The 15,637-nt window shown below is 71.4% G+C and carries 16 protein-coding genes and 2 tRNA genes; 10 read left to right on the top strand and 8 right to left on the bottom strand.

Annotated features, from left to right (window positions below; all coding sequences use genetic code 11):
* The first annotated feature begins 81 nt into the window (after window positions 1-81).
* The gene (infB, locus tag KBZ08_RS10365; RefSeq protein ID WP_254972798.1) at window positions 82-3,459 is read left to right on the top strand and encodes a translation initiation factor IF-2; all 3,378 of its coding nucleotides are present in this window, start codon (window positions 82-84) and stop codon (window positions 3,457-3,459) included.
* Window positions 3,460-3,463: 4 nt separating this feature from the next.
* Window positions 3,464-4,198 (top strand): low-complexity tail membrane protein, encoded by a 735-nt coding sequence (locus tag KBZ08_RS10360; protein ID WP_254972796.1) that lies wholly within the window; start codon window positions 3,464-3,466, stop codon window positions 4,196-4,198.
* On the opposite strand, the gene KBZ08_RS10355 is transcribed toward KBZ08_RS10360, so the two are convergent.
* On the bottom strand, window positions 4,115-4,372 hold the full coding sequence (locus KBZ08_RS10355; RefSeq protein WP_106220257.1) for a DUF3493 domain-containing protein: 258 nt from the start codon (window positions 4,370-4,372) through the stop codon (window positions 4,115-4,117). The two genes, KBZ08_RS10360 and KBZ08_RS10355, sit on opposite strands and share 84 nt — an antisense overlap.
* Before the next feature lie 52 nt (window positions 4,373-4,424).
* On the opposite strand from KBZ08_RS10355, the gene KBZ08_RS10350 reads away from it, so the two are divergent.
* Window positions 4,425-4,496, top strand: a tRNA-Thr gene (locus tag KBZ08_RS10350).
* Window positions 4,497-4,587: 91 nt separating this feature from the next.
* Window positions 4,588-5,079, top strand: a complete 492-nt coding sequence (locus KBZ08_RS10345; protein ID WP_254972794.1) for a hypothetical protein — start codon at window positions 4,588-4,590, stop codon at window positions 5,077-5,079.
* A 5-nt stretch (window positions 5,080-5,084) separates the two neighbouring features.
* Here KBZ08_RS10345 and KBZ08_RS10340 read toward each other — a convergent pair whose 3' ends face one another.
* From KBZ08_RS10340 to KBZ08_RS10315, 6 genes are all read right to left on the bottom strand, one after another.
* Entirely contained in the window at window positions 5,085-5,453 is a 369-nt protein-coding gene (locus KBZ08_RS10340; RefSeq protein WP_106220255.1) for an AbrB family transcriptional regulator, read from the bottom strand.
* A gap of 222 nt (window positions 5,454-5,675) precedes the next feature.
* Window positions 5,676-5,939, bottom strand: a complete 264-nt coding sequence (locus tag KBZ08_RS10335; RefSeq protein WP_106220254.1) for a hypothetical protein — start codon at window positions 5,937-5,939, stop codon at window positions 5,676-5,678.
* A gap of 98 nt (window positions 5,940-6,037) precedes the next feature.
* A complete protein-coding gene (locus KBZ08_RS10330; protein ID WP_254972791.1) occupies window positions 6,038-6,343 on the bottom strand; it encodes a lactate dehydrogenase in 306 nt (101 codons plus the stop codon).
* Between the two features lie 420 nt (window positions 6,344-6,763).
* Window positions 6,764-7,729, bottom strand: coding sequence for a tRNA glutamyl-Q(34) synthetase GluQRS (gene gluQRS, locus KBZ08_RS10325; RefSeq protein ID WP_254972984.1), 966 nt, complete (start codon window positions 7,727-7,729; stop codon window positions 6,764-6,766).
* Window positions 7,730-7,785: 56 nt separating this feature from the next.
* Window positions 7,786-8,061 carry an HU family DNA-binding protein gene (locus KBZ08_RS10320; RefSeq protein WP_015110525.1) on the bottom strand — a complete coding sequence of 92 codons (276 nt, stop codon included), beginning with the start codon at window positions 8,059-8,061 and terminating at the stop codon, window positions 7,786-7,788.
* The gene (locus KBZ08_RS10315) at window positions 8,058-9,011 is read right to left on the bottom strand and encodes an MBL fold metallo-hydrolase (protein ID WP_315861255.1); all 954 of its coding nucleotides are present in this window, start codon (window positions 9,009-9,011) and stop codon (window positions 8,058-8,060) included. Before KBZ08_RS10315 ends, KBZ08_RS10320 begins: the two co-directional genes overlap by 4 nt.
* A gap of 70 nt (window positions 9,012-9,081) precedes the next feature.
* Between KBZ08_RS10315 and KBZ08_RS10310 the strand changes: the two genes are divergently transcribed.
* On the top strand, window positions 9,082-11,235 hold the full coding sequence (locus KBZ08_RS10310) for a glycogen-debranching protein (RefSeq protein WP_254972981.1): 2,154 nt from the start codon (window positions 9,082-9,084) through the stop codon (window positions 11,233-11,235).
* Here KBZ08_RS10310 and KBZ08_RS10305 read toward each other — a convergent pair.
* Window positions 11,190-11,260 (bottom strand) — tRNA-Gly (locus KBZ08_RS10305). The two genes, KBZ08_RS10310 and KBZ08_RS10305, sit on opposite strands and share 46 nt — an antisense overlap.
* Window positions 11,261-11,379: 119 nt before the next feature.
* Between KBZ08_RS10305 and KBZ08_RS10300 the strand changes: the two genes are divergently transcribed.
* Genes KBZ08_RS10300 through plsY form a run of 5 tightly spaced genes read left to right on the top strand, consistent with a single transcriptional unit; the run spans window position 11,380 to window position 15,632 of the window.
* Window positions 11,380-12,819, top strand: coding sequence for an MFS transporter (locus KBZ08_RS10300; protein WP_254972790.1), 1,440 nt, complete (start codon window positions 11,380-11,382; stop codon window positions 12,817-12,819).
* Window positions 12,816-13,565, top strand: a complete 750-nt coding sequence (locus KBZ08_RS10295) for an ABC transporter permease (RefSeq protein WP_106220251.1) — start codon at window positions 12,816-12,818, stop codon at window positions 13,563-13,565. The genes KBZ08_RS10300 and KBZ08_RS10295 overlap by 4 nt, the downstream gene beginning before the upstream one ends.
* Window positions 13,562-14,029, top strand: coding sequence for a DUF3119 family protein (locus KBZ08_RS10290; protein ID WP_254972789.1), 468 nt, complete (start codon window positions 13,562-13,564; stop codon window positions 14,027-14,029). Before KBZ08_RS10295 ends, KBZ08_RS10290 begins: the two co-directional genes overlap by 4 nt.
* Entirely contained in the window at window positions 14,026-14,976 is a 951-nt protein-coding gene (locus KBZ08_RS10285) for a DUF3086 domain-containing protein (protein WP_254972788.1), read from the top strand. The genes KBZ08_RS10290 and KBZ08_RS10285 overlap by 4 nt, the downstream gene beginning before the upstream one ends.
* 20 nt (window positions 14,977-14,996) lie before the next feature.
* Complete coding sequence (gene plsY / locus KBZ08_RS10280; RefSeq protein ID WP_254972786.1) at window positions 14,997-15,632, top strand: glycerol-3-phosphate 1-O-acyltransferase PlsY; 636 nt, start codon at window positions 14,997-14,999, stop codon at window positions 15,630-15,632.
* Window positions 15,633-15,637: the final 5 nt, after the last annotated feature.

Below are 15,637 nucleotides of genomic sequence, written 5' to 3'. Positions count from 1 at the left end.
TCTGAGGCAAGATGAACCATGGTCGCCACGTGCGTGCGGCCCCGGGGCCCTTTCGGCCCCACCGTACGGAGACCTTTCTGAATGACCAGCAGCGGCAAAGTGAGAATCTACGAGCTGTCAAAGGACCTGGGCCTGGACAACAAGGACGTGCTCGATGCCGCCGAGAAGCTCTCCATTGCGGCGAAGAGCCACAGCAGTTCCATCAGTGATGACGAGGCCTCCAGGATCCGTTCGCTGATCGGTGTGAACGTCGCCAGCCCGACCCCCGCACGCCCCGAATCGCCCACCCGGCCCGAACCGGCGGCGCCGGCGCCCCCCGCCAAGGCGATCCTGGCGGTCAAGAAGGCCGCTCCGGCTCCGGTGAGCAGCCCCCGCAGCGGAGCGGCGCCGGTCGCTCCGGCCGCCGCCGCTCCGCCGGCTCCCCCCGCCAGCCGTCCCCCCGCCCCCCGCCCCGTGGCGGCGGCCTCGGCCCCAGCTCCGGCCCGGCCCGAGCCCCCGGCGGCACGGCCCAGACCCGCCGGGGCGCCGGCCCCGGTGCCGGCGCGTCCGCGACCCGTCGAAGCCGGCAAACCGGCCGGCCGGCCGCCCACGATCGTGGGCAAACCCGCCGCCGCCGCTGCACCGGCCGCCACCCCCACGGCGAAGCCGGCCGCCCCCGGCGCCCCGGCCCGTCCTGCGCCCGCGGCCCCTGCCCGACCGGCCGCCGCGGCCCCGCCGACCAAACCCCTGGCGGCACCCAAGCCAACCGGTCCGGCCCCGGTGAACCGTGCCTCCCAGCCCCCGGTCCGGGTCGGTTCGCCCCAGCGTCCCGGTGCCCCGGCCCCGGCACGGCCCGCCCAAGCCGGCACGCCCACCCGGCCGCCCGCCACCAGGCCCCAGCTCGTCGGCCGTCCCCAGCCCGGCCAGGGCGGCCCCACCAGCAGCCGGCCCGCCCCTCCCTCGGCCCGACCCCAGCGACCCGGAGCTCCCGCCCCGATCCGGCCCGGCAGCGCCGGCGCCCGGGCCGGCTCGGCCCCGGGCCGGCCCGGCCCCACCCCGCTGGAACTGGTCGGCAAGCCGATCCGCCGCGACTCGGCCGGCCCCGGCACCTCGTCGGCGGGCCGTCCGGCGGCCCCCGGCCGCCCGGGCATCCCCGCGGGGATGCGCAAGCCGATGGCCCCCGGCGAGCTGATGCAGCTCCAGAAGCCCACCGGTCGCCCCACCGCACCGCCGCCGCGCCGTCCCGACCGCAGCGAAGGCAGCAGCGAGGCCGGTGGTGAGACCGAAGGCGTGACGCGCCCCACCGCCACCCCGCCGGCAGCCCCCCGCCGCCCCGGCTTCCGCCCGCCCACCCCGGCCGGCGCCCGCGCCCCCGGCGCCCGGCGCCCCGACTGGGACGACAGCGCCAAGCTCGAGGCCCTGCGCAGCCGCACGCCCCAGAAGCAGCGCCAGAAGGTGCACATCATCGGCGAGAACGATGATGCCCTCACCGCCGAGACCGGCGGCTACGCCGGCGAGCAGGAGGCCATGGTGCTCCAGGCCAGCCTGGCGCGGCCGGCCAAGCCCCGCTCCGCTCCCGGCACCGCGGCCAAGCCCACCGTGGCGGTGCGCAAACGCAAGAAGGAGACCACCCGCCAGCGTCAGCGGCGCCGCGCCATGGAGCTGCGGGCCTCCCGCGAGGCCAAGGCCCAGCGGCCCGAGATGCTGATCGTGCCGGAGGGCAACCTCACGGTGCAGGAGCTGGCCGACCGCCTTGGGGTGGAGAGCTCCGAGATCATCAAATCCCTCTTCTTCAAGGGGATCAGCGCCACCGTCACCCAGACCCTCGACCTGCACACGATCGAGACGGTGGCCGAGGAGTTCGGCGTGCCCGTCCTCGAAGACGACGTCGAGGCCGCGGCCAAGAAGACCGTGGAGATGATCGAGGAGAGCGACAGGGCCCACCTGATCCGGCGCCCGCCCGTGGTGACCGTGATGGGCCACGTCGACCACGGCAAGACGAGCCTGCTCGACGCCATCCGCAAGACCCGCGTGGCGGCCGGGGAAGCCGGCGGCATCACCCAGCACATCGGTGCCTACCAGGTCGACGTGCCCCACGGCGACGAGCACCGCAAGATCACCTTCCTGGACACCCCGGGCCACGAGGCGTTCACCGCCATGCGGGCCCGCGGCACCAAGGTCACCGACGTGGCGGTGCTGGTGGTGGCCGCCGACGACGGCGTCCGCCCCCAGACCCTGGAGGCGATCAGCCACGCCCGCGCCGCCGAGGTGCCGATCGTGGTGGCGATCAACAAGATCGACAAGGAAGGGGCCCAGCCCGACCGGGTCAAGCAGGAGCTCTCCGGCCTCGACCTGGTGGCCGAGGACTGGGGCGGCAACACCGTCATGGTCCCCGTGAGCGCCATCAAGGGGGAGAACATCGACAAGCTGCTGGAGATGATCCTGCTGGTCACCGAAGTGGAGGACCTGCAGGCCAACCCCGACCGGATGGCCCGCGGCACGGTGATCGAGGCCCACCTCGACAAGGCCAAGGGTCCGGTGGCCACCCTGCTGATCCAGAACGGCACCCTCAAGGCCGGCGACGTGCTGGCGGCCGGTCCGATCCTCGGCAAGGTGCGGGCCATGGTCGACGACACCGGCAAGCGGGTGAAGCAGGCCGGCCCGTCGAGCGCCGTGGAGGCCCTGGGCTTCAGCGAGGTGCCCACGGCCGGCGACGAGTTCGAGGTCTACGCCGATGAGAAGAGCGCCCGGGCGGTGGTCGGCGACCGGGCCACCGAGGCCCGGGCCACCCGCCTGGCCCAGCAGATGGCCTCCCGGCGGGTGTCCCTGGCCTCGATGTCGGGCCAGGCCAGCGAAGGCGAGCTCAAGGAGCTCAACCTGATCCTCAAGGCCGATGTGCAGGGCAGCGTCGAGGCGATCCTCGGGTCCCTCGAGCAACTGCCCCAGGAGGAGGTTCAGGTGCGGGTGCTGCTCTCGGCACCGGGCGAGATCACCGAAACGGACGTCGACCTGGCGGCCGCGTCGGGCGCCGTGATCGTGGGCTTCAACACCTCGATGGCCTCCGGTGCCAAGCGCGCCGCCGATGCCACCGGCGTGGACGTGCGCGATTACGACGTCATCTACAAGCTGCTCGAGGACATCCAGATGGCCATGGAGGGCCTGCTGGAGCCCGAGATGGTGGAGGAGAGCCTGGGCGAGGCGGAGGTGCGGGCCGTGTTCACGATCGGCAAGAGCGCCGTGGCCGGCTGTTATGTCACCAGCGGCAAGCTGCAGCGCAACTGCCGCATCCGTGTCCATCGCGGCAAGGAGCTCGTCTACGAAGGCGACCTCGATTCCCTGCGGCGCAACAAGGACGACGTCAAGGAGGTGGCCACCGGCTTCGAGTGCGGCATCGGCTGCGACCGGTTCACCGGCTGGCAGGACAAGGATCGGGTCGAGGCCTTCAAGCTGGTCACCCAGCGCCGGACCCTCAGCACCTGATCCCGTGACGCCCCGCAGCGAGCCGCTGCTCTGGCTCCAGCTGATCGCCCTCGGGGTCCTGCCGCTCGAGGCGCTGCTGCTGCTGCTGGTGCTCGCCGGCAGCGACCCGGGCCCCCTGCCGGGTCTGGAGCGGCTGCTCTGCTGGGCCATCGGTGCCCTGGCCCCTGCGGTGCTGCTGGTGCGCCGACCCGCCGATGTCTGGTCGCTGCTGCTGCTGCAGACCCCGCTGCGGGGTCGCCGGGAACTGCAGCGGCGGCTCAGCCGGCTGCAGGTGGCCCCTGGGCTGGCCCTGGCCACCGCCGGCGGCGCCACCCTTGCCCTGCCCCTGCTGTGGTGGATCGATCGCCAGGCCGCCGTGGCCGCGCCCCTCACCCCCTTCGCCTCCTGCCCGCGCCTGGTGGCCCTGCTGCTGGCGGCCCTGGTGCTGCTGGTGATGCTGTGGCAGTGGCAGCAGCTGATCCAGTCCCTGTGGCTGCTGACCCGCAGCCCAGCGGTCGTGGCCGCTACCCGTCCCCTCGGCCTGGAGGAACTGGAGCAGCAGCGCCTCTGCCTGGGGCTGCCCCTGCTGCTGCCCGATCCCCTGAAGCTGGCCGAGCCGGTGGCGACCCCCCCGGCGGCGCCGCCACCGGCAGCAGCGGCGCCAGCCCCCGAACCCTCAGCCGTCGAGGCGGTTGCGGTCGAACCAGAGCAGGCCCCCGAACAGGGCGACGGCGCCGACCTGGATGAGGAGATCCCCTGAGGCCACCTCCGAGCCGGCGGAGGCCCGCAGGGCCATGGTGGCCAGGCCAAGCCCGGCCGACGCCACCAGGGCGAACCACAGGGCCCGCCGGAGCCCCCGCCAGGGGGTTCTCGCTTCCGTGAGAAGGCGCTGGCGGAGGGCCGGATCCAGGGATCTGTTCGGGTCGGATCCCATGGAATGCGGCTCAGCGGATGGTGTTCCGACGAATGCTAATTTCTTGGCCGATGCCGGTGTAGCTCAGGGGTAGAGCAACTGATTCGTAATCAGTAGGTCGTCGGTTCAAATCCGATCACCGGCTTTTTTCACCACACCGCCGTTGGCCGCCATCCGTCGCCGGGCCTCCCTGGCCCCGGCGTCCTGTGGCCGCACCCGTGCATCCCTGAACGGCCATGGTTGATCTGAACGCCCGCCATGAAGCTCTGCTGGAGAGCCACCACGGGGCCCTGAGTCAGGCCGCCGAATGCCTGCTGGAGGCGACCTCATGGTCGCTGGCGACGCCGGCCCTGATGCTGCGGACGGCCGTGCCGGCCGCAAGCCAGGTGGTGGCGGTGGGGGACCTGGGCCGCTGGATCCCACATCTGGGTCCGGATCTGGATGCCTTCGTGCGTCTGCGGCGCCAGGGGGTCGACGTGGGCGAGGCCTATGCCCGATGCCGTGCCACCGACGGGGAGGCGTTCCTGGGCGCCTGGGGGAGCCTTCGGGGGGAGCGACCGCTGGTCAGCCACGACGACCTCAACCAATTCGCCGTGCTGTCCCAGCAGGGATTCAGCCGATCCCCCCGCAATCTGCTGGTGGTGGTGAACTGGGGCGAGCGGGTGACGGCATTCCTGGTGGCCTGCGAGCGCCAGAGGAGACGGACGCCCCCCGTCGGGCCGGGCTGAACGGGTCAGTCGTCGTCGTCGGTGGATCCGGCAGGGATCAGGCGGATCTGCTTGCGGCCCAGCTTGATCTCGAATTCATCGCCGGGCTGCAGATCGAGCATGGCGGTGTAGGCCTTGCCCACCAGAAGATTGCCGTTGCCCTGCACGGTGGCCACATAGCTGAGTTTGCGACCGCCTTTGGAGGCACCCTTGCCACCGCCTTCGCCCAGGCTGACGCCCTTGGCTTCCAGCAGGGCCTCGTAAAAGGCGGTGAAATTCAGACGTTCTGCCCCGTCCTTCTTGGTGCTGACGTAGCCGCAACCACGCACCAGATCGGATTTCGAGACATCGCCCAGTTCCTTGACCTTGGCCAGGAGATCAGATCCGGTGAGCATCGGAAGCAGAAAAGACCTTTCGACTCACACTATAAAGCTTTCGTCGCTTGTTGTCATTGGAGGATCTGCCGATAAGCCCAGCTGTGAAAACCAGCCGATGAAGCTCTGCCCATGGCGTTCTGCTGAGGGCGGCGTGCCGATTGTTGCCACGAACCAACGGGAACCTGAAGCGGCTTCGGGAGACAAGATCCAGAGGCCCTCACCGCGACGGGAGGCAACGGCTCAGCACAGGGCGATGGGCCACGCCACCTTGACCACGTCAAAGTCGTCACCACCCAGGCGATTGAGTTCACCGGCGGCACGCTGGGCTGCCTCGTGGGTATGGAACAGATAGGCCGAGGTTGGTTCGCTCACATCTCCGAGGCCCTGGTCGTCGGGACGGATGGAGACGTAGGAACCATTCGAGAGACGCTGCAGCACGTAGCGCTCCGCCTGGGTGCATTCCAGGGGGCGGGCCGGATCGATCCCGGGTGCCCAGCAATGCATCACAACCCCCGCGAGTGACCCCTCTGAACTACTCCAGTGGACCCGCTGGCCGCGAGGGAGCGCCACATGTCGTTGCAACGGGGCCCCGACGCCGCGGTTCATGTCTCATTGCCGCCGAAGTCGTCGTCGTACCCCTCGTAGGGCTCGAACTCACTCCAGCCCGGACTGGCGTTCTGCAGCAGCCCGTAGCGGGCGTCCACATCATTCATCAGCGTGTTGCCGGTGGGCACCGTGTCGCAGGTGATCGACCCATCGGCGGCGGTGACGCAATTCTCGAACTGCACATTCGCCAGTGCCGTGCCCCCTCCCCCCGCCAGGACGAGCAGCAGGAGGCCGGCCAGGGAACCCGCCCGGAGTCCGCGGCAGGGCCGCGAAGCATCGCTGGACTGCAGAGCGTCGGCCATCACCGGAGGGGGCATCTGCTGGGATGATGGCACCGCTTCAACAGACACACCCATGTACACCGACTGGACCGCCGTGATCCTGCTGCTGCTCACGGCGGCACCCCTGGCCGTGGTTGTGGCCACCGCCGCCTTTTTCATCTGGCGGAAGAAACGGACCTCGAAGTGACCATTCGGAAGACCACCCCATCGCCCCCGATGGCCGGGGAGCGGCCCTGGCCAAGGCAGTCGAGGCAGGTGCGGTAACGCTGATCATCGATGCGCAGCAGACCGCTGCCACCGCACTGGGGACATCGGCTCTGACCAAGGGACGGGCCCTTCGATCCGGAGGCAGGAACCGGGACAGCCATGGCCGGTTCGCAGGGGTTTGTTCTCATCTCCTCACTGTGCCTGGCCCAGACCCCCTGGATCCCGAAATCTTCCTTAAGCATTCGAGCCCTTCTCCCGGCGCAGGCAATCCTCCAGGCCGTCCAGGGTCAGGTGGTCCGCCAGCTCCCGGGCACTGAGCCGGCTGCCCGGCGGCACCAGGCCGAGGCTGGCGGCCAGCTCCCCGATCACCCCGGGGGCATCCAGGCCCCGGCGGCGCAGGCCGGCCAGCCCCTCGGCCCCCTCCCGCTTGCTCAGCCGCTCCCCCTGGCCATCCCGCCACAGGGGCACGTGGGCATAGGCCGGCGGGTCGGCGCCGAGGGCGGCCATCACGGCCACCTGGGCCCCGGTCGAGGGCCAGAGATCCTCCCCCCGCACCACCTCGCTGATGCCCATCAGCAGCTCATCCACAGCTGTAGCCAGGTGGTAGGCCACCACCCCGTCGGCCCGGCGCAGCACCACGTCCCCCACCGCGGCGGGGCCGTCCTGGCCGCCAGCGGGCCCGCAGCGCTCCTGCCAGCGCAGGGCGCCGGGCTCCAGGCGCAGTCGCCAGCTGGGCAGCCGCCCGGCCTGGGGGCCCCAGTCGGGCGGGCGGTTCCGGCAATACCCCGGATAGACCGCCAGCGCTCCGTGGGGGGCGGAGACATCGGCCAGCAGCCGCCGGCTGCAGCGGCAGGGGTAGAGACGCCCGGCCTGGCGCAGGGCGGAGAGAACGGTGGCGTAGATGCCGCGCTGGGCGCTCTGGCGGGCCACGGGTCCATCCCAGGGCAGACCCAGCCAGCGCAGGTCCGCCAGGATTGCGTCCTCGGCACCCGGCCGGTTGCGGGGCCCGTCGAGGTCATCGATGCGCAACAGCCAGGCACCACCCCTCAGCCGGGCTTCGAGCCAGCCGAGCAGGGCGGTGCGGAGGTTGCCCCGATGGAGGGGGCCGGTGGGGGAGGGGGCAAAACGTGTCCGGTAGCCCCGCCGCCGCAGGTCCAGACCCGAGGCGAGGCGTTCCTGGAGATGGAGGGGCAGCCGCAGGGGAGGTCCGGACGCCCCTGCGGCCGCCGCCATGGCCGGAGCGTGGCGGCTGGGGATCAGCCCTGGACCTTGTCCTTGAAGAGCTTGCCGGCGGTGAAGGCGGGCACGCGCTTGGCGGGGATCTTGATCTTCTCGCCGGTCTTGGGATTCAGACCCTGACGGGCGGACCGCTCACGGGGCTCGAAGGAGCCGAAACCGAGGATGGACACCTTCTTGCCCTCGACCACCGAATCGACGATGGTTTCGATGGCGGCATCGACCACGAGGGAGACGTCGGTCTTGGTGAGCTCCGTGCGGGCAGCCACGATGTTGACGAGATCAGCTTTGTTCATTGTTCGGGGGAAGCCTCCGGGTAGGTGGCGATGGCGGGGTTCGGGACGTCGAGTGATGGAGGCGAATCGGAAGTCCCCGACCGCCCGGTGCGTTCAGCGCGCCAATCGTATGGGTGTTGCGGCAGGGCCGCAACAGGAGAAGTCCACTCATGACAGCGGTTTGGGGTCCATGGAGTCCGCAGCGGGGCGTTCCGTGGTAAGGGCGCCAATCTCCAGCCGCCCGGGGGCGGCTGGAGCGCGAGGGCCTCCAGATCCAGGGCCGCCAGCAGGGCGGCGCCCTGCTCCACCAGCTTCTCCCCCCTCAGCGCCCCCAGTCCGGCGCCGCTGGCGATCCAGCCGGGAGAGCCGGGCGGCAGCCAGCCGCGCAGGCGCTCGATGCTGCGCATCTGCCGCCCCCAATGGAAGGTGCTCCGCTGCCGCAGGGGCGCGACGCGGGCCGGCGCCACCGGAACCAGGAGCCGGCCGCAGAACAGCCCGCCCCGGCCGTCCCCCGCCGCCGGGGCGACCTGCACCACGCAGGCACCGGGGGAAGGCCCCGGCGTCCAGAGCAGCCGCACATCCGGCTCCAGCCGGTGCTCGGCGGCGAAGGTGTGCAGCGGATCCACACCGGGCAGGAGGTAGGCCTCCTGTTCCTGGACGAGCACCGGCCAGCCCAGGGCCTGCTGCAGGCGGCGGCAGCGGCCGTGGCCGCCGCGGCCCGTGAGCACGATCCAGGCCCCGTGGGCACCGCTCTCCGCACTCCGCCGGCGGGGGCGGCCGGCCAGGAACCGCAGGTTGGCCCGGGTGTAGGCGGGGCAGTCGATCAGCAGGTCGGCGCCGGCGGCCTCCAGCAGCCAGGCACTCCCCCCCTGGCTCTCCCGGCTGGGGGCGAACAGCCACAGCCCCGGCCGGACCGGCAGGGGCGGGCGGCCCTCCTCGGACGGCAGCAGGGAGGCTGGGGTGGCGGTCATCGCCCCATTGAACCCCCGGCGGCAGCTTCCGGAGGCCCGGCGTAGCCTGGTCGCAACCCAGGCCAGTGATTTGTCGGCGACCCGGATCGGACATCCCTGGCCACTGGGGGCCTCCGTCACCCGCCGGGGCGTCAATTTCTCCGTGGTGGCCCCCCTGGCCACCCGCATCGAGCTGCTGATCTTCGCGGACGGCTCCGCCCGGGAGCCCCTGGAGGTGATCGAACTCGACCCCGGCCACCGCTCCGGTGAACACTGGCACGTGGAGGTGGAAGGCCTCGGCATGGGCTGCTGTTACGGCTACCGGGTGTTCGGCCCGATCCAGCCCGGCAGCCATGGCTTCAATCCCTCCAAGGTGCTGCTCGATCCCTGCGCCAGGGCGATCACCGGGTGGGACGTCTACCAGCGGGGCGCCGCCGTCGGCGCCGTCCCCAACGCCTTCGCTTGCCTCAAGGGGGTGGTCACCGAGCGGGACCGCTTCGACTTCGACGCCGCCCCCCGGCCCCGCCATTCCTGGCAGAAGAGCGTCATCTACGAGCTGCACGTGGGCGGCTTCACCCGCGGGGCGGGCTGCCCGGTGGCGGCGGAACGCCAGGGGACCCTCCTGGGGCTGATCGACACCCTTCCCTACCTGCAGGCGATGGGGGTGACGGCGATCGAGCTGCTGCCGGTGATGGCCTTCGACCCCCAGGACGCCCCCGCCGGGCGGTTCAACCACTGGGGCTACAGCCCCGTGAGCTGGATGGCGCCCCATCCGGCCTACCTGGTCGACGGCGACCCGCTGCAGGGGCGCCACGAGGTGCGCCAGCTGGTCACCGCCTGCCACCAGGCCGGCCTGGAGGTGCTCCTGGATGTGGTCTACAACCACACCAGCGAGGGCAACCAGGAGGGGCCCACCCTGAGCTGGCGGGGGTTCGGCGACGCCCTCTACTACCACCAGACCGCCCGGGGCGACTACCTCGACGTCAGCGGCTGCGGCAACACCATCGCCGCCAACCGCCCCCTGGTACGGCGCCTGATCCTGGAGTCCCTGCGCTGCTGGAGCACGGAGCTGGGCATCGATGGCTTCCGCTTCGACCTCGGCATCGCCCTGACCCGGGGGGAGGGCCTGGCCCCCCTCGATGCGCCTCCCCTGTTCGAGGAGATGGAGGCGGATCCGGATCTCAGCGACCTGAAGGTGGTGAGTGAACCCTGGGACTGCGGCGGCCTCTACCGGCTGGCTGACTTCCCGGCCCGGCGGGTGGCCAGCTGGAACGGCCGCTTCCGCGACGACGTGCGCCGCTTCTGGAAGGGGGACGACCGCACCACCTGGAACCTGAGTCAGCGCCTGTCAGGCAATCCGGATCTGTTCAACGGCCAGCCCTCTCCGGTGGGGCGCACGATCAACTTCCTCACCGCCCACGACGGCTTCACCCTGGCGGACCTGGTCAGCTTCGACCGCAAGCACAACCTGGCCAACGGCGAGAACGACCGCGACGGCGACAACCACAACAACAGCTGGAACCACGGCGTCGAGGGCCCCTGCAGCGATGCCGGCGTCAACGGCCTGCGGGACCGGCAGCTGCGCAACCTGCTGGCCACCCTGCTGCTGGCTCCCGGGGTGCCGATGCTGCTGATGGGCGATGAGGTGCGCCGCAGCCAGGGCGGCAACAACAACACCTGGTGCCAGAACAACCCGCTGGGGTGGATGCACTGGCAGCCGGACCCCGGCGACATGGCCCTGCGCCGCTTCCTGCGGCGCCTGATCCAGCTGCGCCAGCGGCTCGCCCCCCTGCTCAACCAGGAGCTGCCCCTGGCCCCGGCCCCTGCCGGCCCGTCCCGGGGCGCCGGCAGCCTGCCCCTCTGGCGGGAGTGGCACGGCCTTGAGCTGGGCAAGCCCGACTGGGCCAGCTGGTCCCACTGCCTGGCCTGGAGCCTGCATGACGCCAGCCTCGGCCCCCTGCTGTGGTGCGGCATGAACGCCTACTACCAGCCGATGCAGTTCCAGCTGCCGGCCCAGGCCGCCGGCTGGCGGCGGGTCATCGACACGGCCATCCCGGGGGACCATGACCTGCCGGCGAAAGCCGATGCCTGGCTGCTGCCGACGGCGCCCCTGGAGAGCCGCAGCCTGATGCTGCTGGTGGCGACTCCGCTGCTCGAGGAGCCTGGGGAGGGGGCGGTGGCAGCTCCGGCGGAGGAGCAAGCGGGCGGCGGGAATCGAACCCGCATCATCAGCTTGGAAGGCTGAGGTTTTACCACTAAACTACGCCCGCAGCAGTACAGGGGTACTGGCGACCGGTTCTTCGGAACGGGTTCCCAAAAACCGGCTGCAGCATTATGACCTGCACCGGACGGCCACAACCCGACGACCACCTCCGGAGCCCCTCCAGGTTTGACCACCCCCACGCCGTCCATCCAGCCACCGGCAGCGCCGCACCTGCCGTCGGGTGTGGTGGACACGGCGGACCTTCCCGCCGGTGAGCGCCGCCGGGTGCTCCTGGCCTACGGCATGGGGGACGCCGGCACCGGCATGGCCGCCTCCCTGATCGGCTTCTACCTCTTCATCTTCTACACCTCGGCGGCGGGGCTGCCGGCCTGGATGGCCGGGCTGGTGCTGATGACGGCCCGGCTCTGGGATGCCATCAACGACCCGATCGTGGGCTGGCTCAGCGACAAGACCCGCTCCTCCTGGGGGCCCCGGCTGCCCTGGATCCTGGGCAGCGCCGTTCCGCTCGGCTTCGCCATGGCCCTGATGTGGTGGCTGCCGCCGGGGGGGCTCTGGGTCCGGTTCGCCGTGTTCGTGGCCATCTCGATGGTGGCCAACACCCTTTACACCTGCGTCAACCTTCCCTACTCCGCCCTGGCGGCGGAGCTCACCACCAGCGTCAACCTGCGCACCCGCCTCAACAGCGCCCGCTTCACCGGCTCGATCATCGCCGGCCTGGTGGGGATCGTCCTGGGGGGCGTGCTGCTGAAGGATCACCAGAACCCCGACAGCTACCTGCAGGTGGGGATCTTCTCAGGGGTGCTGATCACCTGCTCCACCCTGCTCTGCGGCTGGGGCATCGCCCCGGCGGCGCGGAACTGCCAGCGGCCCACCAGCCAGCGTGGCACCACCCGGAGGCTCCTGGCCAGGGTGGGCAGCAACGGACGCTTCCAGATGGTGCTGGGGCTCTACCTGCTGCTCTGGTGCGCCCTGCAGATCATGCAGACGGCGGCGCTGATCTTCCTGCCGGTGGTGATGCGGCTGCCGGAGGGCTGGAGCAACTGGATCCTGCTGCCCTTCCAGATCAGCACCCTGGTGGGGCTCCAGCTCTGGACCGCCGTCGCCCGTCAGCGTGGTCGCCTCACCGCCCTGCACTGGGGCACCGCCCTCTGGATCGCCGCCTGTGTGATGGCGATGCTGCTGGTGCCCCTCGATGCCGCCATGGGCCCCACCGCCTCCACCACCAACCTGGTGCGTCTCACCGCCTTGGTGGTGACGATCCTGATCGTCGGACTGGGGGCCTCCACCGCCTACCTGATCCCCTGGGCGCTGCTGCCGGACGCCATCGATGCCGATCCGGAGAAGCCCGCCGGGCTCTACAGCGCCTGGATGGTGTTCACCCAGAAGATCTGCATCAGCCTGGCCCTGTTCTTCTTCGGCAACCTGATGAGCCTGAGCGGCTACCAGGCGGCCAAGGGCATCCTGCAGCCGGACAGCGCCCTGCTGGCGATCCGGATGTGCATGGGCCTGATCCCGGCGCTGCTGGTGGTGCTGGGCCTGGTGGTGATGCGGCGCTGGCCGGAGCGGGGCCCCGAGCCGGAGACCCTGACGGCCTCCGCGCCATGAAGCCGCCCCGCTGGCTGCAGCGGCTGGGAGCCAGCCTGATGATCGGCGGTCAGGCGGTGAGTGCCATCGCCCGTGGCCGCATCGGCATGGTCGACCTGGTGCAGGAACTGCTGGAGGCCGGGCCGGGCAGCTTCCTGATCGTGCTGATCACCGCCCTGGCGGCCGGCACCGTGTTCAACATCCAGGTGGCGGCCGAGCTCTCCAAACAGGGGGCCAGCGCCGCCGTGGGCGGGCTGCTGGCCCTGGGCCTCTCGCGGGAGATCGCCCCCCTGCTCACGGCGACCCTGCTCACCGGCAAGGTGGCCACCGCCTATGCCGCCCAGCTGGGCACCATGAAGGTGACCGAGCAGATCGACGCCATCACGATGCTGCGCACCGACCCGGTGGAGTACCTGGTGGTGCCGCGGGTGCTGGCCATGGTGGTGATGGCGCCGGTGCAGTGCCTGCTGTTCTTCTGGATGGCGATCTGGTCGGGCCAGGTGAGCAGCACCCTCCTGTACAGCATTCCTCCGAGCGTCTTCTGGAACTCGGTGCGGGTCTGGATGGAACCCGACGACCTGCCCTCGATGCTGCTCAAGGCCGTGGTGTTCGGCCTGATGATCGCTGTGATCGCCTGCGGCTGGGGGCTCACCACCCGGGGGGGGCCCAAGGAAGTGGGGGCCAGCACCACCGGCGCGGTGGTCATGATTCTTGTCAGCGTTGCCTTGGTGGACGTGCTGCTCACCCAGTTGCTTTTCGGCCAATGACCTCCGCCCCCTCCCCCCCTCCAGCCGGCGACGGCGCCGCCGGCACGGACGCGGTGGTCCTCCGCCCCCGGGCCTGGGTGCCGCTCGGGCTTCTGGGTCTGGCGGTCGCCACCGTTGAGCTGCGGCCCCTGTGGAGCCCCGCGCTCTGGCCGGCCCTGGCCATGGGGCTCATGGGGTTGTTCCTGCTGCTGCAGACGGCCCTGCTGCGGCTGCGCTTCGCGGCCGACGCCCTGCTGGTGTCCCGCGGCGAGACCGTGATCCGACGCTTCCCCTACGACGCCTGGATCGGCTGGCGGGTCTGGTGGCCGGCCTTTCCGGTGCTGTTCTATTTCCGGGAGGAGAAGAGCGTTCACCTGCTGCCGATGCTGTTCGACGCCACGGCCCTGCGGGAGGAGCTGGAGCGGCGCCTGCCGCCTGCCCCTTCCCCTGAGCCCCCCGCCGCCTTGCCTCCCCGCCTGCCATGAGCGACCAACCCGAACCGCCCGCCCTCACCCCGCCGGAGCCCGCCCCCGGGACCACCGCGGCCCCTGGTGCCCCTGACACCGCTGGGCTGATGGAGCTGGCCCTGACGGACCTGCGGGACCGGCGTGCCGCACTCCTGGGGGAGATCGGCGAACTGGAGAGCCGCCGGGAGCAGATCCGCCAGGAGATCGCCGGCAGCTTCGCCGGCCAGTCGGATGCGATCGCCCGGCGTCTCAAGGGCTTCCAGGACTACCTGGTGGGGGCCCTGCAGGATCTGGCCGCCGCCGCCGAGCAGATGGAGCTGGTGGTGCAGCCGCTGGTGGTGCAGCCCTCCCCCCTCGACCAGGCAACGACCGGAACCGAGGCCGGCGGGGCTGCGCCCGTCACCACGGCCCCGGCCGCCGCGGGCCTGTTCAGCGACGATGCGGACCTGATCCGGGAGCGGCTGGAGCAGTTCGGCGGCCAGCCCGATTTCTACGCCGATCCCTGGAAACTGCGCCGGACCCTGGAGGGCACCGCCGCCACCCGGCTGGAGGACTGGTTCCTCTCCCAGGGCGGCCGGGGCGCCCAGCCCAGCGGCGGCAGCCGCAGCCGCAATGCCCTGGCGGCGGCGGCGGCGATCGCGATCCTGGGGGAGCTCTACGGCGAGCGCTTCCAGACCCTGGTGCTGGCCAGCCAGCCGGAGCGGCTCGGGGAATGGCGACGGGGGCTGCAGGACTGCCTGGGGCTGAGCCGCGACGATTTCGGCCCCGCCAGCGGCATCGTGCTGTTCGAGCGCCCCGATGCCCTGATCGAGCGGGCCGACCGACTCGAGGAGCGGGGGGAGCTGCCCTTCATCGTGATCGACGCGGCCGAGCAGGTGATCGAGATTCCGATCCTGCAGTTCCCCCTCTGGCTGGCCTTCGCCGCCGGCCCCGGGGAGATCGACGCCGAAGCCGATCTCTACTGACCCTCCAGCCCTCACCTGCCATGGCCTTCCTCCCCGATCTGCTCGTGCTGCCGGCGGGCTACCTGCTGGGCTCCATTCCCTTCGGCTGGCTGGCGGGCCACTGGCTCGCCGGCGTCGACCTGCGCCAGGAAGGCTCCGGCTCCACCGGCGCCACCAACGTGCTGCGGGTGCTGGGCAAGGGGCCGGCCCTGGTGGTGTTCCTGCTCGACGTGCTCAAGGGAACGGCCGCCGTGCTGCTGGCCAAGGCGGTGCTCCAGCCCCTCGGCTTCAGCGCTGCGAGCGACTGGTGGGTGGTGGCGGCGGGCCTGGCGGCCCTGGCCGGCCACATCTGGCCGCTCTGGCTGGGCTGGAAAGGGGGCAAGGCCGTCGCCACCGGCCTGGGGATGCTGCTGGGCCTCACCTGGCCCGTGGGCCTGGCCTGCTTCGGCATCTTCCTCACCACCCTGAGTGTCACCCGCATCGTGTCGCTCTCCAGCGTGGTGGCGGCCCTGTCGCTGCCCCTGCTGATGCTGGGCTCCTTCGGCGCCGACGGGCTGCGGCCGGCCTACCTGAGCCTGGCCCTGCTCACCACGGCGCTGGTGCTCTGGCGGCACCGCAGCAACCTGCAGCGGCTGATGGCCGGCACCGAACCGCGCCTCGGGGCCGGTCGCAGCTGAAGGGA

The sequence above is a fragment of the Cyanobium sp. Candia 9D4 genome, assembly GCF_024346155.1.
GTDB classification, from domain to species: Bacteria; Cyanobacteriota; Cyanobacteriia; order PCC-6307; family Cyanobiaceae; genus Cyanobium; species Cyanobium minutissimum.
This window is presented reverse-complemented; position numbering and strand designations above follow the sequence as displayed.